17 protein-coding genes and 1 pseudogene are annotated in these 18,677 nt (G+C 40.3%); 2 read left to right on the top strand and 16 right to left on the bottom strand.

Features of this window, described 5'->3' with window-relative positions:
• Positions 1–280 (top strand): transposase (locus HT723_RS07740; protein WP_172934970.1); only part of this gene is annotated, 280 nt, incomplete at its 5' end.
• A gap of 308 nt (positions 281–588) precedes the next feature.
• Here HT723_RS07740 and HT723_RS07735 read toward each other — a convergent pair.
• On the bottom strand, positions 589–1,734 hold the full coding sequence (locus HT723_RS07735; RefSeq protein WP_172934969.1) for an N-acetylmuramoyl-L-alanine amidase family protein: 1,146 nt from the start codon (positions 1,732–1,734) through the stop codon (positions 589–591).
• Positions 1,735–1,746: 12 nt separating this feature from the next.
• The gene (locus HT723_RS07730; protein WP_172934968.1) at positions 1,747–2,985 is read right to left on the bottom strand and encodes a caspase family protein; all 1,239 of its coding nucleotides are present in this window, start codon (positions 2,983–2,985) and stop codon (positions 1,747–1,749) included.
• A 92-nt stretch (positions 2,986–3,077) separates the two neighbouring features.
• Between HT723_RS07730 and HT723_RS07725 the strand changes: the two genes are divergently transcribed.
• The gene (locus HT723_RS07725) at positions 3,078–3,932 is read left to right on the top strand and encodes an Rgg/GadR/MutR family transcriptional regulator (protein ID WP_023932940.1); all 855 of its coding nucleotides are present in this window, start codon (positions 3,078–3,080) and stop codon (positions 3,930–3,932) included.
• 124 nt (positions 3,933–4,056) lie between these two features.
• On the opposite strand, the pseudogene HT723_RS11615 reads toward HT723_RS07725, so the two are convergent.
• The 14 genes and pseudogenes from HT723_RS11615 to HT723_RS07660 form a co-directional block, all read right to left on the bottom strand.
• Positions 4,057–4,268: pseudogene (locus tag HT723_RS11615) on the bottom strand (IS3 family transposase); the annotation flags it as partial.
• An 88-nt stretch (positions 4,269–4,356) separates the two neighbouring features.
• Positions 4,357–4,704 carry a type II toxin-antitoxin system RelE/ParE family toxin gene (locus HT723_RS07720; RefSeq protein ID WP_000395510.1) on the bottom strand — a complete coding sequence of 116 codons (348 nt, stop codon included), beginning with the start codon at positions 4,702–4,704 and terminating at the stop codon, positions 4,357–4,359.
• Positions 4,694–4,981: a type II toxin-antitoxin system RelB/DinJ family antitoxin gene (locus HT723_RS07715; protein ID WP_023939238.1), complete on the bottom strand. Its 288-nt coding sequence runs from the start codon at positions 4,979–4,981 to the stop codon at positions 4,694–4,696. The genes HT723_RS07720 and HT723_RS07715 overlap by 11 nt, the downstream gene beginning before the upstream one ends.
• Before the next feature lie 162 nt (positions 4,982–5,143).
• On the bottom strand, positions 5,144–5,755 hold the full coding sequence (rpsD, locus tag HT723_RS07710) for a 30S ribosomal protein S4 (protein WP_000092760.1): 612 nt from the start codon (positions 5,753–5,755) through the stop codon (positions 5,144–5,146).
• Positions 5,756–5,949: 194 nt separating this feature from the next.
• Positions 5,950–7,002, bottom strand: a complete 1,053-nt coding sequence (locus HT723_RS07705) for a HAMP domain-containing sensor histidine kinase (RefSeq protein WP_101514402.1) — start codon at positions 7,000–7,002, stop codon at positions 5,950–5,952.
• Entirely contained in the window at positions 6,999–7,697 is a 699-nt protein-coding gene (locus tag HT723_RS07700) for a response regulator transcription factor (protein ID WP_000520643.1), read from the bottom strand. Before HT723_RS07700 ends, HT723_RS07705 begins: the two co-directional genes overlap by 4 nt.
• 166 nt (positions 7,698–7,863) lie before the next feature.
• Entirely contained in the window at positions 7,864–10,578 is a 2,715-nt protein-coding gene (locus HT723_RS07695) for a PavB family fibronectin-binding SSURE repeat adhesin (protein WP_172934967.1), read from the bottom strand.
• A gap of 115 nt (positions 10,579–10,693) precedes the next feature.
• On the bottom strand, positions 10,694–11,710 hold the full coding sequence (locus HT723_RS07690) for a glycosyltransferase family 2 protein (protein ID WP_000771879.1): 1,017 nt from the start codon (positions 11,708–11,710) through the stop codon (positions 10,694–10,696).
• A gap of 266 nt (positions 11,711–11,976) precedes the next feature.
• Positions 11,977–12,642: a TrkA family potassium uptake protein gene (locus tag HT723_RS07685; protein WP_001283900.1), complete on the bottom strand. Its 666-nt coding sequence runs from the start codon at positions 12,640–12,642 to the stop codon at positions 11,977–11,979.
• A gap of 13 nt (positions 12,643–12,655) precedes the next feature.
• The gene (locus tag HT723_RS07680) at positions 12,656–14,035 is read right to left on the bottom strand and encodes a TrkH family potassium uptake protein (RefSeq protein ID WP_000897723.1); all 1,380 of its coding nucleotides are present in this window, start codon (positions 14,033–14,035) and stop codon (positions 12,656–12,658) included.
• 213 nt (positions 14,036–14,248) lie between these two features.
• Entirely contained in the window at positions 14,249–15,013 is a 765-nt protein-coding gene (locus HT723_RS07675) for a nucleoside phosphorylase (RefSeq protein WP_172934966.1), read from the bottom strand.
• 140 nt (positions 15,014–15,153) lie between these two features.
• Positions 15,154–16,008, bottom strand: a complete 855-nt coding sequence (locus HT723_RS07670) for a VOC family protein (protein ID WP_172934965.1) — start codon at positions 16,006–16,008, stop codon at positions 15,154–15,156.
• A 200-nt stretch (positions 16,009–16,208) separates the two neighbouring features.
• Positions 16,209–17,246 carry an aldose epimerase family protein gene (locus HT723_RS07665; protein ID WP_050261343.1) on the bottom strand — a complete coding sequence of 346 codons (1,038 nt, stop codon included), beginning with the start codon at positions 17,244–17,246 and terminating at the stop codon, positions 16,209–16,211.
• Between the two features lie 116 nt (positions 17,247–17,362).
• On the bottom strand, positions 17,363–18,529 hold the full coding sequence (locus tag HT723_RS07660; protein WP_172934964.1) for an SIS domain-containing protein: 1,167 nt from the start codon (positions 18,527–18,529) through the stop codon (positions 17,363–17,365).
• Positions 18,530–18,677: the final 148 nt, after the last annotated feature.

The following is an 18,677-nucleotide window of genomic DNA, read 5'->3' as shown; positions in this document are numbered from 1 at the left end:
GACAAGCGATTTCTTTGGGGAGTGGTTCAAAACGCAACTCCTACCTGCTTTGAAAACACCTCATGTTATTATCATGGACAATGCTAGTTTTGATCCCAAGAACATTTTGGATGAACTCTGCATCCAAGATAAACACTTTTTCTTACCTCTACCGCCATATTCACCGGATTTGAATCCTATTGAGCAAGCTTGGGCTATCTTGAAAAAGAAAGTAACAGATTTATTAAGGGAAGTCCCAACTATTTTTGAATGTTTGGAACGCTTTTTAAAAACTAAATGACTATAAAACTTTTTTCCCAGATTTTTGTTTACTACTAAAGTTCACAATGGGTCTAATTTTTAAAATACTCTTGTTTAATTTTTGTAAGCAGATTGTTAGTAAAAGAGAATAACCCTGCTAAATTTCTGATCTACTTTATTCTATAGTAAAATGAAATAAAAATAGGACAAATCAATCAGGACAATCAAATCAATTTCTAGTAATGTTTTAGAAGTCCAGATGTACTATTCTAGTTTCAATCTACTATATATTATTCACTGACTAAAAAAGAAAACCTACCTTCTCAGTAGATTTTCTCTGTTTAAAATTTATTTCCAAGCGCCACTGCCATCTACATAATAGCCATCTGGTGTGCGTGTATTGCGAAGCATATTACCAGATGATGCGAGATAGTACCACTTATCATTATCTTTGACCCAACCAGTCGCCATAGCACCTGAGTCTTTTAGGTAGTACCAAAAGCCGCTATCTTTTACCCATCCTGTTGCCATAGAACCTGAGTTGTTTAGATAATACCAAGATCCACTATCTTTGATCCAACCTGTCGCCATAGAACCTGAGTCCTTTAGGTAATACCAAGAGTGATTATCATATAGCCAATTGCTAGCAATCATGGCTCCTGATGATTTAAAGGCATACCAGTTGCTACCTTGATAGAGCCAAGTTTGATTGAACATGACTCCTTTATCATTCATAAAGTACCAAGTTCCCTTGTCCTTAACCCAAGCATTTTGAACCAATTGACCTTGTTTTTGATAGTACCACTTTTCACCTTGATTATTTTTTAGATTTAGCCAGCTTTCTGCTTTTACAATCGGATAAAATTCTTTGAAAACTCCTCCATCATCATATTTATGACTGATAGTCCCTGGTTTTACAAGTTTAATATTACCATACTCCTCTGCCCAAGCATAGACTTTTTGACCATTGATAGTTTCTGGTAAGGTAGCAGTGTAGGTCTTGGTTTGATAATCCCATTTAGTATCAAGGTAGGTGTATTGATTATTTGATTCTTTAATTTGGTAGTAGCCACTCTTTCCACCATTATATACATCATCAACTACTTTAGTGGACCAGGTCTTTACTTCATTTCCGCTCTTGGCTTCTACCTTGATATCTCCTCTATAGCCATAAGGTACATAGAAATTCAGGTAACGTCCTTCTGTACCGACCATAGATTTGTCCTTTTCTTGACCTAGGAAATTGATAGTCTGATCTTGACCATTGAGACTGACCGTCCACTCGATTTTCTCAGTTTTTGGCAAATCCAAGACTTTGATATCCACTTCATGGCCATTATTAAATCGAAGAATTTTGCCATCTTGATACCAAACGCCACCCTTAATAACCCATTCTTCTTCCAATTCGAATGCCTTTCCTGAATGAGGGAAAGCTAGTAAAGCTAAACCTGCTAGAGACAAACCAAATAGTGTGATTTTTTTTGATACTTTCATTTTCTTAACTCCTTATTTTTGAAATAAAACAAATTGACTGTTTTCTGGATAAACTGATACATGTTGCTCCTTATTACTGCTTGATGCAGCTTCAAGGACTAGAGGATAAGAGTATTGATACAGTTCCTCTAAAGTGATTTTTCCGTTAGTATTGGTGTCTGCCATAGGCGAAATCATTCTATTTTGAAGTGAATCCCAACCTGTACCCATTGCCCAGTATCTGGTGGCAAGACTACCTATTCCGACTGCACTATACGATTTTTCACCTTTCCAAGAGGCACATAGTACGAGGAATTTAAAATCAAGCATTTCACCATTCTTGCTTGCTAGATTTCCTGTTGAGAATCCTGCCAAAAATGCTTGTTCATCAAATCTTTCTTCAGACTTGGAGGCAACCTTTTCATCTGATTTACCTACATCTATAATTGTTCCTGAATAGCAACAATCCAGCATAACCACAAACTTACCTTTATATTGTTTCAGTATAGATGCCAATTCCCAACCTGAAAAGGATGTTTTATCGCTACCAATGGCTATCGTCCCATCTTCTCCACCATGACAAGTAAAGTAAAGATAATTTACATCGCTTTCGCTAGAAGATTCAAACAGTTCTTGCATTTTTGCAATAATTTCAGCTTTTGTTTTATCAGGGAAACAAACAACGTTACTAAAGTTTTGATTGCTAAAAACCTTTTCCATAGCATTAACGTCTTCGATAGGTACTGCTCTCGTTGATGTTTCACCAAGAACTAAAGCACGGCGATTAATCGTTTGTCTTGCTCCACTACTAGCAAAGAAATAAGTATCATCTCCAATATTGTGCCAACCTGTCTGCATAGCACCGCTGTCAGCTAAATAATATTGTTTTCCGTCGATAGTCTGTAGGCCAGTTTGCATGACACCGCTAGTATTTAAATAGTACCAACTACCAGAAATCAAATACCAGCCTGTTTTCATAGCACCACTAGCATCTAGATAATACCAATTTCCATGCTCATTAAACCAACCTGTTTTCATCCAACCTTCACTATCAAAATAGTACCAGGTTTCATTGATCTTTTCCCACCCGTTTTTAGTGTAAGAACCGTCAGAATGTTTATACCACCAACGACCATTCGATTGAATCCAACTGCCATTGGAGTGACTATAAGCCTTGGGAGAGATAGATTCTTGAGCAGAAACTGGACTATTTACTGGTAGTGTTGCCACTAGGCTCAGTAAAGCAACTGATGACAATAAAATTTTTTTCATAATCATATTGTCCTTTCTGTTTTATTTTTGTATAATCGTATCACAAATAAAAAAACAGGTTTTATTTTTTGCAGAAATGGAAGAGGAATACTATGGAAAATTTTGGAGCAGTTTTAAAGGATATCCGTATTTCAAAAAATTTTCGTCTTAAAGATTTGGCTTGTGATAAGATTAGTGAGTCAACTATTTCTCGTTTCGAAAATGGGATTACAAAATTATCTATTGATCATTTTTACATATTGTTAAATCGCCTGGGGATATCATTTTCGGAATTTGAAGAATTAGTTCATTGCTATTATTCCAAAAAAGAATGCTTTTTTGAAGAATTAGAACATGCTGTAAACTCTTCAGATATCATTTTGTTACAAGAACTAATAAAGAAAATAGAGCTAAAACAAAAGCAGGAAAGAAGTTTATGCAATTTTCACATAAAATTGATTGCTGAACAACAGATTAATCGCCTTGTAAATCTTCCTTATAATACATCTAAATGCAATGAGATAATAAAGTATTTGCTTTCGGTAGATACTTGGATGGAGTATGAACTGAAAATTTTTTATAATTCGGTGTTTTTTATGAACACTAAAACCATAAGCTTATTATATAGAGCGGTAATCAAGAAAACACGACATTTTTTAAAAACAGATATGGGAACACATAGAGTAATTCCTTTATATTTATTTAATTTAGAATTATTATTAAAAAATAATTTGTTAAATAACGCTCAATTTTTTATAGATGATTTAGAAAATTTACTGACCAGACAAGGATATTATTTTGAAAAGAATTATTTACTCTTCCTAAAAGGTATTTATCTTATAAAAACTAATCAAATAGAGTTAGGTAAAAAAGAATGTTCTAAAGCTATGAGAATATTTAAGGAATATAATGATAGTGATACAATAAATGAATTAAACCAGAAATTTAAGCTAGATCTAACAATTTAATTGTTAAATGATATTGTTTAGAGATATAATTCCTAAAAAATTAGACAAATAATTTATCTATAAGATTTGGTTCTGTATTACACTGAGCTAAGTCTTTCTTAGTTTTAATACATTTGTTATTATATAGGCTTTTATTGATTATTTCTTGTTTTAATTCAGGGGAATAGTAACGATTCTTCCCATTTTTAACACTCTCTATTCCATAACGATCAATTCATCTTGTCACATACCTTAGCCCGAAACATCTACACAAAATCTTTTTGAAAGCTGATTAAAGATTTGTACTTGCTTTCTAAGTTCATAGATCTGAACCTTAACCTCATTTGTCAATCCCATAATAAAAATAAGGACATTCCAATTGAACTGCACCCCAAAAGTTAGACAGAAAAAATCTAACTTTTGGGGTGCAGTTCATATATAGGCGCTATTTTTTCTTGAACAAGCGGATGTAGTCCTGTTTGCTATGAATAATATCTGATACAAAGACAGCTTTTCTGTCCTCTAAAATATGATAGAATGCTAGGTAATCTCCTAAAATGATGCATCGAGTTTTGTGGGGTGGGTATATAATCCCTCCTACTCTTTCGTCAGCATCAAATCCTGCTTCTGGGAAGACTTCAAGACGCTCCAAACCATAAAGAACATTCTTAACTGTGTTTGCTCCTGCCTGTTCTGAAAAGTAGTTAGCTGAGATATAATCTTTAATACCTCTTAGCTGTTCTTGTACCGTTTCGGAGATAATGATGCTATATGCCTTCTCGTTAAATTCCAAGGTTAGCCCTCACTTCATCAAGACTGTAAGTTCTTCCATGTTCTAAATCCTCAAAGCTACGAGCAATTTCAGCACGCAACCCTGATAGAAGTTCTTCTCTTTCTTTATCTACTTGAGTTTCAAATGGCAAGGCTTTATTTTCTACAATATGTTCTAAAAACAAGTTAAAACTGGCTGTCATATCAAGATTTTGCGCTGTGATAATAGCTTTAGCTTTCTCTAACAAGTCTCTGTTAGTCTTAAAATTTACCTGTGTGTTTTTTTCTAAAACATTCATGGTAGCACCTCCTTTAGACTATTATATCACTTTGAACTATACAGGTCTAGTTACGTATAGACGATTATAGCTGGATACTAAGAGAAATCAAAAAGCACTAGGGGAAAACGCCCCAAAGTGCTTAATTTCAAGGCTTTACAGCCTATCTTATTTAATAAAATATTACAACATTTTGTTGTAGAATTCAACGACAAGTGCTTCGTTGATTTCTGGGTTGATTTCGTCACGTTCTGGCAAGCGAGTCAATGAACCTTCCAATTTTTCAGCGTCGAATGATACGAATGCTGGACGTCCAAGAGTAGCTTCTACTGCTTCAAGGATTGCCGGAACTTTCAATGATTTTTCACGAACTGAGATCACTTGACCTGGAGTTACGCGGTATGATGGGATATCAACGCGTTTTCCGTCAACAAGGATGTGACCGTGGTTTACGAACTGACGAGCTTGACGACGAGTAGTCGCAAGACCAAGACGGTAAACAACGTTATCTAAACGACGTTCCAAAAGAAGCATGAAGTTGAAACCTAGGATTCCGCCTTTGATTTTTGTAGCTTGTACGAACAAGTTACGGAATTGTTTTTCACCTACACCGTAAGTGAAACGAAGTTTTTGTTTTTCAGCCAATTGCAAACCGTATTCTGACAATTTAGAACGGTTGTTTGGTCCGTGTTGTCCTGGTACGTAGTTACGACGTGCCAATTCTTTACCTGTACCTGTAAGTGAAAGGCCAAGGCGACGAGATTGTTTCCAAGATGGTCCTGTATAACGTGACATGTGAATGTCCTCCTGATATAAATAATATTTCGGTGGAAATAGTCACTTAGAAAGCCCTGATTCGTGCAGATGCCCTTCGCCTAAACAGCCAAGGTTACTTATCATAAGACACCTGTTGACGAGCTTCATGCTTTCCTGCTGATATTTCACACAAAATCTATTTTACCATGAATAGCTGGATTTGTAAAGGGGTTTTAGGCTTTATTTTCACTACCAGAGAGATTAAGAAGGAGGGTAAAGGTACTTCCTAGACCGTACTGGCTGCTGACTGTGATTTCCCCACCCAATTGATGAGCCAATTCACGCGCAATCGCAAGACCAAGACCATGCCCACCTGTTTTCATGTTACGCGAAGTTTCGACACGATAAAGGCGTTTGAAAATATTCTCCAAATCCTCTGGGGCAATGCCCTGCCCCTCATCGGTCACACTGATTGAAAGCTGGTTCTTCTCCAGCTTAGCCACCACTTCCAGCTTGGTTCCTGGAGCAGAGTATTTAAAAGCGTTATTGAGCAGATTCACCAAGATACGAGAAAGCTTAGCATAATCTCCTTCAGTCCGGGCAGACTCTGGGATTACCTGCAAGTGGACATCTCTTCTCTCCTGCTCAATCAAAAACTGAAATTCACTCATGCACTCAATCAAGAGCTGATCCAGAAAAATGCTGTCTTTGCTGGTCGTTTCCATCTGATTTCTAGCTGTATTTAGAGTCAAAAAATTCAACTCTTCAACCAGTTTATTGAGTCTTTCCGTCTGACGCCCAATGGTTGCTAGATAATGAGCTTGCTCCGACTCCTTGATAACCCCATCCAAAATCCCTTCTACCGTCGCTTGGATTGAAGTGATAGGAGTCTTGATATCATGCGACAACTGGGCAATCATCAAGCCCTTTTCTCGTTCGCTTTCTTCCAAGGAATCAAAGCTTGCCTGCAAATCATGGGACATTTCATTAAAAGCTTGGCCTAATTGTTGAAATTCTAAAGGGCCTTGAACCTCCAAATTTGAAGGAAAATCCTTGTCCGCTACCCGCCTGGCATGCTCCTTGAGTTTGCCCAACGACGTAAAGACCGGCGATAGGAGAAAGAGACTAATCCCAGCACCGACAAGGCTGGCAACGATGGTCATCCCAAGCAAAAAGTAAATCTCGCCTTTCGCAATCAGCATTTTTTGAACAGCCCAAAAAACAACCAAAATGGTTAAGAGGGTTGAAATAATATATCCAACCAAAATATAACTTTTTAGTTTCATGTTTGTCCTCTCGGTTTCTCTATCTTATATCCCAACCCCCAAACTGTCTTAATAGTGGGCGTTTGGTCACTACTATATTTTGCCAACTCCTGTCGAAGAGCATGGATATGCACATTCAAGGTATTGGTGTCATCCACATAGTCTTCTTGCCAGACTTTTTCATAGAGGTCTGTCTTGGAGAAAACTCGCTCTGGATTGCTAGCTAAAATCCACAGCAATTCAAATGATTTAACAGTTAAATCCAGCATTTCTTCTCCTATTTGAACTTCATGGCTACTATGATTCATTTTTAGATTGCCAAGGGAAATCAGCTCTGTTTCGCCCCCACGATGAAGGCGGCGCAAAATATTATGGACACGCAAAACCAGCTCACGTGGGCTAAAAGGCTTAGCAATAAAATCATCTGCTCCCAAGCTCAGGCCGTAAATCTTGTCCTGTTCACTGGTCTTAGCAGTAATAAATAGGAAAGGCTGCTCTGGTGATAAGTATTGAACCTCACTGATTAAATCATAACCATCCATCCGAGGCATCATGACGTCTGTGATAATCAAATCAATCGGTTTTTTCTTGAACAGCTCTAACGCTTCCAGTCCATCATGGGCTACCAAGACCTGATAACCTGCCTGAATTAAGTATCTCTGATGAATATCTGTGATTTCTACCTCGTCGTCAACGAGTAAAATTGTCTTTCCCATCTGTCTCTCCTTTGATAAAAACAGTGCTATACTGCTTTAAGTATAACACTATTTTTATTGTTTTACGATGATTTTAATCTGCTATTGAAAGAAAGTCCTGATAGCTGATTGAGTTGGTAAACTAGCCTTAGTCAGCCCACTATCCATCATTTATTTCCTTAGCTGATTAGTTTTCTTCTTTTTTGTTTTTCAAACCTAGACCACCGAGTAAACCTGCAAGTGCAAGCCCAAGGAAACCAATACTTGCCATTGATGTTTGAGCTTCACCAGTATTTGGTAGCATAGCTTTATCATCTGACATCATCTTGTCTGACATCATCTTGTCTGACATCATCGTATCAGACATCTTGTTAGCAGAAGCAGCCATATTTTCACCTGCCATCGTATTGGTAGAGCTTGTCATGGTGTCAGCAGGCATGCTATCTGTAGTACTTGGAGCTGGAGTCTCAGTCTTCATACCTGATTTTTCCATTTGGTCATTTGCTGGCATTGCTTTATCAGTCTCTTTGGCTGGTGCCATCATGTCCTTATGGTCAGCAGCTGTTTGATGAGTCGCACCTGTAGCAGGATTGTGATTCATCGGAGTCACGCCAGAACCAGAGTTAGAAGATGAGAATGAAGCATTTGCTGTGTCTGATGTTTCTTTAACATTTATCTTAATAGTAACTTTTTTAGCTGCTACGACATTTGTCAAATCTGCTTTACCATCTTTGTTGCCATAGACATTGACTGTAGCGCTGTAGGTTTTAGTGCCGTTTGCTCGGAACTGGTCAATGAGTTCTTGTTTTTCTTTGCCAGCCACGTTTCCGTCCAAGGCTACTTGATAGAAGTATTGCCCTTTGGTCTTCACGTTTTCGCCTAGTGGAGATAGGGCTGGGTTTTTAGCGTCGCCGTTATCTGACCATGGAGCCTTGTCAGATGCCTTAAGCAAGAGACGAGTCAACATGCCATCACCTGCGAAGAGTTCGTATGGAATCACATGGTTAACACCAGCTGTGAATGGACCGTCACCCTTGGCTTGTTCTAGGTAGGCTGCTGGAACATCGATACTGTCTTTAACGTTGTCTGCAACGGCTTTTTGAACTGTTTCTTTAGAAATTAAACCGTTTATGTTAATAGTGACTTGTTTAGTTGCTACGACATTTGTCAAATCTGCTTTACCATCTTTGTTACCATAGACATTGACTGTAGCGCTGTAGGTTTTAGTGCCGTTTGCTCGGAACTGGTCGATGAGTTCTTGTTTTTCTTTGCCAGCCACGTTTCCGTCCAAGGCTACTTGATAGAAGTATTGACCTTTGGTCTTCACGTTTTCGCCTAGTGGAGATAGGGCTGGGTTTTTAGCGTCGCCGTTATCTGACCATGGAGCCTTGTCAGATGCCTTAAGCAAGAGACGAGTCAACATGCCATCACCTGCGAATAGTTCGTATGGAATCACATGGTTGACACCTGCTGTGAATGGACCTTCACCCTTGGCTTTTTCTAGATAGGCTGCTGGAACATCGATACTGTCTTTAACGTTGTCTGCAACGGCTTTTTGAACTGTTTCTTTAGAAATTAAACCGTTTATGTTAATAGTGACTTGTTTAGTTGCTACGACATTTGTCAAATCTGCTTTACCATCTTTGTTACCATAGACATTGACTATAGCGCTGTAGGTTTTAGTGCCGTTTGCTCGGAACTGGTCGATGAGTTCTTGTTTTTCTTTGCCAGCCACGTTTCCGTCCAAGGCTACTTGATAGAAGTATTGACCTTTGGTCTTCACGTTTTCGCCTAGTGGAGATAGGGCTGGGTTTTTAGCGTCGCCGTTATCTGACCATGGAGCCTTGTCAGATGCCTTAAGCAAGAGACGAGTCAACATGCCATCACCTGCGAAGAGTTCGTATGGAATCACATGGTTAACACCAGCTGTGAATGGACCGTCACCCTTGGCTTGTTCTAGGTAGGCTGCTGGAACATCGATACTGTCTTTGATGTTGTTTTTAACTGCAGATTTGACATCGCTTCTTGTTACAAGACCGTTCAAGGTAATATTGACTTTACGTTCCTTGACAACCTTATTCAAATTTGGTTTATCACCGGCTGCTTCATAGACAGTCAGGGTAGCTTCATAGGTATTTGTACCATTAGTACGAAGTGTATCTAATAAATCCTGATCTTGCTTACCTGTAGTGTTACCATTCAAAGATACTTGATAGTAATACTTGCCATCAGGTAAATTTTTCACTGGTGGAATTTTTTCATTTTTATCCTTACCATTATCTGACCATGGAGCCTTGTCAGATGCTTTGAGCAAGAGACGAGTCAACATACCATCTCCTGCGAAAAGTTCATATTTAAGCGGTTTGTTTACACCAGCCAAGAAAGGACCGGAAGCTTTGGCTTGTTCTAGATAGCCCGCTGGGACATCGATACTGTCTTTAACATCCTCATCGACAGCTTTTTTAATATCTTCTGGACTTGCTTGTTTCCCATCCACATCAGCTGTATCTACAGCTTCTTTTAAGACATCTGCTAGCTCTGAATTTTCTTGAGCTTCTTCACCTTTTTCAAAAAGTGTATCCAGACGAGAAGGGCTTGTCTCCTCGCTCACTTCAGTTACTTCTGTAGGTGTAGAAAGTGAGTTCGTATTTCCAGCAACGACCTCAGGTTTCGCTTGAGCAAGAACAGTATCTCCCTGAGTTTCTGCTAAGTCACCCTCTTTCGTTCCCGATGTCTCTTCAGGTACAACTTGAGCAGGGGTCGGATTGACCCCATCGGCACGTACAGAACTTGGCTGACCAACTAGGACAAAGAAGCCACTAGCCACAACAACTGAGGCAACACCGACACTGAGACGGCGAATAGACCAACGAGTATATCTTTGATTTGGATTGAATTTCATAGGGTTCTCCTTAGAGTTTTTCTTTATTTGATGACTCTAGTATAATATCCTAAAATTAAAAAGGACTAAGAAAAAGTTAAAATTTTTCTTAAATCCCTCTTATAAAATACTTATATCAATTAAATCCATAAACAGATTTGGTGATTTGATAGACGACATTGGACAGTTTGCGAGCTGGCAAGACTGAATGTTTGGTCAAACGGCTAAGCATGGTCTTACGGATAGCCTGAAAAACCTCTGGATTTTCCTGCTGAATATAGGTCCACAGCTCCCGTTTTTTTGCCAAATGCTCTGCTGTACCTGCTCGATTGAGCAAGGCACTGGAAATCACCGTCGTAATCTCGATATGATTCAGCAGATATTCTCGCATTTTGGGGTGGCTCACTTGGGATAAATCAAGCTGGTCTACCAAGAGTCGATTGACTTTAAGTTGCTGGTCAATGCGCTTAATCATCACTTGCTCATTGACAGACTGGTCCTCACGCCCAATCAAATAACGATAGAAATCGACAGGCAGATAGTACATGGTCTTGACCTGCTGAAGAGGGGTAAAGACAAAGAGATTATCGACATAAAAAGTATGCTCAGGCAGTTGGAACTGGCTAGCACGCAACAAATCTGTCCGATAAATCAGCGAGTGCATCATGATATACTGGCCTTTGGAGAAATTTCCGACCTGGTCCCAGCCAAAAATCTGCCGAACAGGCAAGACTGACTCGTAGCTCATACTCTTCTTACGAGACTGACCTTCCTTTTCGTAAACAAAATTAGTCACAAAGGCGTCAACCTCTTGACCCTTACTCTCAAGTTCCTGCAAGGTTTCAAGAGTTTTCAAGTAGGCACGGGGATCCACCCAGTCATCACTGTCAACTACTTTAAAATAGCGCCCAGAAGCCTCTACCAAGCCACGATTGACCGCACCGCCATGGCCCTTATTTTCCTGATAAATGGCTCTAACGATGTTAGGATACTTGTCGGCTAAACGCTCAGCGATTTCCTGAGTCTGGTCCTGAGACCCATCATTGATAATCAAAATCTCAACTTGCTCACCACCAATCACTAGCGACTCCACACAGTAATGAAGATAGGCTGCAGCATTATAGCTAGGAATGGCGATAGACAATAACTTCATAATCTACTCCTTTAGGGGACTGATTTTTCTTACTCAATGAAAATCAAANNTGAGGTTGCAGATAGAACTAACGAAGTCAGTTACCTATACCTACGGCAAGGTGACGTTGACGTGGTTTAAATTTGACTTTCGAAGAGTATTACTCTCTCTTGTCACTGCTTTCTATTCTACCATAAAGTCCAGCCTTTGAAGAACTTTTACTAGAATACAAGGCTTCTGTCTCTATTTACCATCTTAAGCATCAAAAAAGAGGGAAGCTCCCTCTTTTACAAATTCAATGCTGCTAGGGTATCCAAATACTGGTTGTTGATGACCGCCAAAATATAGGTATCTGCCTTCAAGAGGTCATCTGGTCCAAATTCAACATCCAATGGGGAATTTTCCTGCTCTCGGAAGCCCAAAATATTCAGATTATATTTGTCACGGAGGTCTAATTTACTCAGACTTTGACCTGCCCAAGACTGAGGAATTTTCATCTCCACAATAGAGACATTTTTATCCAACTGAAAGACACCAACACTATTATGGAAAAGAATGGTATGTGCTAGAGACTGCCCCATTTCATACTCTGGCGAGACAACCGAGTCAGCTCCAATCTTTTCTAGCACTTTCTTAGCAGTCTGACTTTTGACCTTAGCAATAACAGTCGGTACCCCCAAACTCTTACAGTGCATAACCGCAAGCACACTCGACTCCAGATTTCCACCTGTCGCGACGACAACGGTATCGCAGGTATCAATCCCTGCTGATCTCAATAATTCTTCATCTGTGATGTCACCAATCACTCCACGCGCCAAAACTGGCTCAAACTGATTGATGCGCTCTGCGTGGTCATCAATAGCGATAATATTCATATCCTGCTTGGCTAGGGCAGCTAGGACACTGCTCCCAAAAATTCCCAATCCTAAAATTCCAATCGTACGATCTGACATTCTCTTTCCTTTCTTAACCAATACTAATATCTGCTTTCATATAGTGAATCATATCTTTCTTTTCTGGATGGTAATCTGCCAAGCTAACAAACAAGGTCAAGGGACCAATTCGTCCCATAAACATAAGTGGCATGATAACACTGAGAGCCAATTTCCCAAGATCAGAAGTCAAATTTGCCGTTACACCAACTGTACTAAGAGCTGAAATGGTTTCAAATATGAGGTGGATAAAGGGAGGATTGCCTTTGGCTGTCATCCCTAGCAGGATCAATCCTACCAAGAAGCTCATCAAAAAGATAATAAAGACACTAAAGGATTTTTGAACCGTTCGCGGCGCAATCGTTCGTCTCGCAACATTGGCATGAGGCAAGCCCAAAAGCTCACTTCGAGCAAAGACCAAGAGGACAAAAAATGTCGTAATCTTGAGCCCCCCAGCCGTTCCCCCAGGTGCCCCACCTAGAAACATCTGTAAGATATAAATCAAAAGAGTCACAGGATGAGCCTGAGTATAATCTATCGTAGAAAAGCCTGCTGTTCGCATCGTCACTGTTTGAAAAAAGCTAACTAAAACCTTATCGGCAACAGGGAGATTGCCAATCGTTCCAGCATTGTTCCACTCAAGAAAGAGAGTAGTTGCCGTTCCAAATAACAACAAACCTAGAGTCAATAATAGTACAAGCTTCGTATGAAAGTGCAGGCGCCCTTTTTTCTTTCTTCCTACATGACCAGCCAAATCAAACCAGACCATAAAGCCAAAACCACCTGTAATAATTAAGCCTGCAATCACCAGATTGACCAGTAAATCGGTCTGAAAAGCAAATAAACTGGTGCTCCCCAAATTATCAAAACCGGCATTACAGAAGGCGGATATAGCTAGAAAAATGGAACTAAAAAGACCGCGCCCCCAGCCAAGTTGTGGAACAAAACGAAAACTGAGGAATAGAGCTCCCAAACCCTCAACTAGAAAAGTTGTGAGAAAAATAGAATGGACAAACTTTCTCAAAGATCGAGTTTCTCCATAACTAAAACTATCCTGAATAGTTGCACGGCTACGAAGACTAAGCTTTTGCTTGCTCTGGATATAGAAAACCCCAATAAAGGTCATGAGCCCTAGACCACCGATCTGAATCAAGAGCAAACAGATTATTTGACCCCAGATATTATATGTGTGAGCTACTGGAAGGGTTGAAAGACCTGTCACACAGACTGCAGAGACAGCAGTGAAAAGATGATCAAAATAAGTCGCTCGTGAGCTTTCAACTTGGACAAAGGGCAAGCTCAAAAGAAGAGAGCCTAGTAAAATGACCAAGGCAAAACTCAAAAAAATACGACGGGCTGGCGATAAACGAGATAAGCCTAGCTCTATTTTTTCCTTAGATAATTTGAATAACATGTTTCCATTGTACCATAAAACAGAAGAAATATCTCAAATAGGAATGGACAAAACATCGCGTACGCTTATCCTAAAAAAGAGGTTATCCAAACTCGTCCATTTCTAGAAACGTCTAAAAACTACCGACTTCCTATTTTATTCGGCAAAAAATAATCATCAATCAAGCTTTTAAAGTTCTCCTTCACTAAGATAAGAAACTGCCGAGAAAAGCGACTAAAGTTGCACAACACTTGCTAAACTCAGTTCTAACGCCTTCTCAAAAGCTTCCGATCCCCAGTCACGACTATCGTACTGGTCCAAGTCTGCTAAGGAATCAGCTGTGAACAACAATTCTCCCCAGAGAACCCCACGCAGTTGGGCTACTGCCACAAGCGCAGAACACTCCATCTCCACAACAGCACAGCCCTCTTCCTTACGATAAGCCACCTTTTCAGCCGTTTCTCGGTAAAAACCGTCTGTCGTCCAGGTCATGACTTCTTCATAGGGAATCCCTCTGACTTCCAAAACTTGCTCAATGGCAGCAATAGCCTCTGGCTGAATTTCCATATAACGGGAAGGTCCCACATAGTGATAACTAGCTCCTTCATCTCGTAGAGCACGAACAGGGACTAGAAAGGCATTTTCCTCTATATCGGCTAGCACACCACAGGTACCTGTGGAAATAATCTGCTCCACACCATAGCCAATCAACCAATCCATAAACTGGGATGCTGGAGCTGAACCGACAGGAGCCTGAGCCAGACAGACCTCCTCACCCTTGTAGTTGATGACATAGACTGGATAGGTCTTGGTGGCAGAAACAAATTCGCCGACACAGTTGGCTCCTACTTCCCTCGCATAGCGGTCAATCTCCTCACCTAAGAAAGCATAGACACACTGCTTTGGCAACTGTAAATCCAACCCCTCGTGATTGGGCATGATAACCGCCTGAGGATTATCATCAAACTCTAAAATGGGAATCGCATGTTTCTGAATCATAACCCACCTCCTCTAATTTTGTACTATTGTACCAAAAACTGACAAAGTGTCAAGGAGGAAGCTGATGAACTGAGGAAAAGCTAATACTAGAATAAAAACCACTTTCTACAATTGATGCTCTGATTTTCATCACATCCTGTCTATCGAGCTAAGCAAATACGAGTCACAATTCCATCTGAGTCTGTGATTTCCAATTGGCTCGATGTCATCCATTTGATTGGTGCGTCAACTTCTTGTGCTCGTTGGGCAATCGTTAACAGTTCTTCTTTATGTGCGACTTCGATGACATAGTAGGCTAAACCTGGTAAGCCTTGCTTACGCGAATCCAGACCTTTTCCTCCCCATTCGTTAACTGCTAAATGATGATGGTAATCTCCAGCCGCAATCCAACTAGCGCTAGGCACACTGAATTTATCCTCTAGCCCTAACACCTTTTGATAAAACTGGCTGGACTTTCGACTATCCTTGACTGAAAGATGAATATGCCCCATTCTCGTACCTTCTGCCAGGATAAAGGGCTCTACTCTTTCCCCCAACTCATAAATGTCCTGCGCCGCAAGAGCCTCCGTCACTCCGATAATGCGTCCATCTTCTCGAATATCCCATGTGGAAACCGGCTTATCTCGATAGAGTTCAATGCCATTTCCCTCCAAATCTTCCAAGTAAATAGCTTCACTGTAACCATGGTCTGCACCGCCGACAAGAGGAATTTGTAAATCTGTCAGGTGTTTCAAGACATCAGCCAAAGCCTTGCGTGTGGGCAAGAGAATGGCCAAATGGTAAAGACCATAATGTTCCCTCACTTCTCCGCTCTCTTGTGCTTGAATCAGCTGTACCAAGACTTTTCCACCAAGGCCTAGAATGGACTCTGTCTCAGTTTGAGATAAGATTTCTAAACCAATAACTTGCTGATAAAAGGCTGTTTGACTGGCCAAATCCTTTACATTTAAAACTGTCTCTGCCAAATAAATGTGACTCTTGTATTCATAGGTCATAAATGGTCCTCTTTTCTCGTTGTAATTATTACAACTATTGTATAATTTCCATCAAGAAAGTCAAGCCAGATAACTCAAAAATAACACCATTTCAGGATAATATAAAGTAAATCATTTCATAATAAAACGCATATTATCAAACTTTTCATCACCTGACAATATGCGTTATTTTAATTTTAAAGACTTTTTGACCAGCTTTTTTATTTCACAACAAGTTCATAACGTGTCTTACTGGTGAAGGTTTGACCAGCTTTAAGGATGACTTGGTCTTTGAGGTCGCTGTGAATGGCATCTGGTAAAGCTTGCGCTTCAAGGGCAATCCCATTGTGCTGCACCATTGGCTGACCAGCCACAAGTACACTCTCATCCACAAAGTTTGCTGTGTAGACTACAAAGCAAGGAGCCACTGTTTTGAAGAGTAGGAAACGACCTGAGTTTTGGTCATAAAGGAAACCAGCATTGTCATGACCTGCAGGAAGGGCAAATGGATGGTCCAAACCAGACACCAGCTGAATTTGCTCATCTTCTTCTGCAAAAATATCCTTCAACAAAGCACCATTGTAGATGTGTTTAACCACATCACGATTAGCATCTGGAGTTTTGGCCGGAACACCGTCGGGAGCGATTGGGTAAATACCCTCTGTATTTAGTTGGAAGACATGACGGTCAATCGTCTGCGTGAAATCACCAGACAAGTTGAAATAGCTGTGGTTGGTTGGATTGACCAGCGTATCCTGATCGGTCATTACCTTGTAGCTGATTTCGTAAGCACCAGTTTCTTCCAAGTTGTAGCTAATCCAAATCTTGAGATTACCAGGAAATCCTCCTGTCCCATCTGTACGCTCTGTGTAGAGGGTCAAGCCATGGTCGCTCACTTCAACCAATTCAAACAAACTCGAATCCCAACTAGTTGAACCACTGTGGTTACAGTTGCTAGCATTGTTGACTTCAAGGTCATAGGTCTTGCCATTAAGCTCAAAGGTCGCGCCAGCAATACGACCTGCCACAGGACCTACGCTAGCTCCATGCTTGGGGCTATTACCTACATAGCTATCAAAGTCATCAAATCCCAAAATAACGTTGGCAAAATTTCCAGCCTTATCAGGTGTGACATAACGCAAGATAGTCGCACCATAAGTCATGACTTCAAGCTGGTAGCCACCGTCCGTCTCAAAACGATAGGCCAAGACATCCTTGCCCTCAACATTTCCAAACACACGCTCTGTGTATGCTTTCATTCTGTTCTCCTTTTACTATTTCTCTCAAGCAAACAAACCATAGAAAGCCTACTGACAATCTATGGTTTACTTGTATGATTTACAAACTCCTTTATCAATAATCTATAAACGCAGTATTACTTTTGATATTCGTGGATGATAACACCTTGTACCACACGATTTACTGTACCTGTAGGAGATGGTGTATCTGGTTTATTTTCTACCTTGAGTGAAGTCAATAGGGCAAAGAGTTGAGCATAAACGATGTAAGGGAAGACACGGTAAATATCATTCAAGACACCGCCACAACCAAGGGCCACTTCTTTGACATTTTCAAGACCAAAAGCTTGATCACTCAAAAGCACAACACGACGAGCAATCTGGTCACCAGCAACTTCACGAACCAAGTCCAAGTCGTACTTACGAGTGTAGTCTGTCCTTGTACCAAAGACCAAAACAACTGTATTGTCGTTGATAAGAGATTTTGGACCGTGACGGAAGCCAACTGGGCTTTCATACATGGTCGCAACTTGACCAGCAGTTAATTCCAAAATCTTGAGCTGAGCTTCATGAGCAAGTCCAAAGAAAGGACCAGCGCCTAGATAGATGACACGATTAAAGTCTAGGTCAACAAGTTCTTTGACATCTTCTACCTTGTCTAAAACTTTACGGGCAAGACTAGATACAACTTCAAAACGTTCAGACTTAACAGCAAATTCTGTAGGATCAAAGACCAAGAGAGCTGTCAACATCATAGACGTAAAGCTAGAAGTCATGGCAAATCCAGCATCATTAGAGGCAGCTGGTTGCAAAAGCAAGAGATTGCGGTCATCTCCATGAGCTTGAAGAGCCAACTTACCGTCCGCTGCACAAGTAATCGTCACTTGGTAAAGCTCATCCACCAAGGCCTGGGCCAAATCAACAGTTGCCACACTTTCAGGCGAGTTCCCACTACGAGCAAAAGACACAAGGACAGTTGCCACATCTTTTTTCAAATAAGTTTCTGGATTGGCAACAATATCTGTGGTCGCAATGGCATTGAAATTCCATTTGCGTTCGTCATAGACTTCCTTAAAGTAAGGTAGCAAGGTATCTCCCACATAAGCAGATGTCCCAGCACCTGTCAAGATAACCTTAATATAGTCATGTTTATCAGCGATTTCTTGTAGGAAGGCTGCAATTTCTTCACGTTTTGCTTGATAAAATTCAAAAGCTTCTCTCCATACATCAGGCTGTTGGTAGATTTCACGCGTAGTGATTTCTGCACCCAATTCGAGCAAGTCTTCTTTTGTATAATGTAGCATTGAGTTCCTCTTTTTCTATTAAATATGGGAATGGGAGTAAACTCCATTCCCATGTATATTCTATATAAAATGCTCTAACGATTTTCACGTTGTCACATGAATTGAATCGAGTTCCAACTAAAATCTGTAGGAAACTAGCCGCAGGCTG

This window comes from Streptococcus sp. 2106, from assembly GCF_013277315.1.
GTDB lineage: Bacteria > Bacillota > Bacilli > Lactobacillales > Streptococcaceae > Streptococcus > Streptococcus pseudopneumoniae.
This window is presented reverse-complemented; position numbering and strand designations above follow the sequence as displayed.

What these genes read in the sequence shown, in the direction of transcription:
- HT723_RS07735 (WP_172934969.1), bottom strand. Translation starts at nt 1,734, where the DNA reads ATGAAAGTATCAAAAAAAATCACACTATTTGGTTTGTCTCTAGCAGGT.
- HT723_RS07715 (WP_023939238.1), bottom strand. Translation starts at nt 4,981, where the DNA reads ATGAATGTTTTAGAAAAAAACACACAGGTAAATTTTAAGACTAACAGA.
- HT723_RS07685 (WP_001283900.1), bottom strand. Translation starts at nt 12,642, where the DNA reads ATGTCAGATCGTACGATTGGAATTTTAGGATTGGGAATTTTTGGGAGC.
- HT723_RS07695 (WP_172934967.1), bottom strand. Translation starts at nt 10,578, where the DNA reads ATGAAATTCAATCCAAATCAAAGATATACTCGTTGGTCTATTCGCCGT.
- HT723_RS07730 (WP_172934968.1), bottom strand. Translation starts at nt 2,985, where the DNA reads ATGAAAAAAATTTTATTGTCATCAGTTGCTTTACTGAGCCTAGTGGCA.
- HT723_RS07690 (WP_000771879.1), bottom strand. Translation starts at nt 11,710, where the DNA reads ATGAAGTTATTGTCTATCGCCATTCCTAGCTATAATGCTGCAGCCTAT.
- HT723_RS07700 (WP_000520643.1), bottom strand. Translation starts at nt 7,697, where the DNA reads ATGGGAAAGACAATTTTACTCGTTGACGACGAGGTAGAAATCACAGAT.
- HT723_RS07675 (WP_172934966.1), bottom strand. Translation starts at nt 15,013, where the DNA reads ATGATTCAGAAACATGCGATTCCCATTTTAGAGTTTGATGATAATCCT.
- HT723_RS07665 (WP_050261343.1), bottom strand. Translation starts at nt 17,246, where the DNA reads ATGAAAGCATACACAGAGCGTGTGTTTGGAAATGTTGAGGGCAAGGAT.
- HT723_RS07670 (WP_172934965.1), bottom strand. Translation starts at nt 16,008, where the DNA reads ATGACCTATGAATACAAGAGTCACATTTATTTGGCAGAGACAGTTTTA.
- HT723_RS07705 (WP_101514402.1), bottom strand. Translation starts at nt 7,002, where the DNA reads ATGAAACTAAAAAGTTATATTTTGGTTGGATATATTATTTCAACCCTC.
- HT723_RS07725 (WP_023932940.1), top strand. Translation starts at nt 3,078, where the DNA reads ATGGAAAATTTTGGAGCAGTTTTAAAGGATATCCGTATTTCAAAAAAT.
- HT723_RS07680 (WP_000897723.1), bottom strand. Translation starts at nt 14,035, where the DNA reads ATGTTATTCAAATTATCTAAGGAAAAAATAGAGCTAGGCTTATCTCGT.
- rpsD (WP_000092760.1), bottom strand. Translation starts at nt 5,755, where the DNA reads ATGTCACGTTATACAGGACCATCTTGGAAACAATCTCGTCGCCTTGGC.
- HT723_RS07660 (WP_172934964.1), bottom strand. Translation starts at nt 18,529, where the DNA reads ATGCTACATTATACAAAAGAAGACTTGCTCGAATTGGGTGCAGAAATC.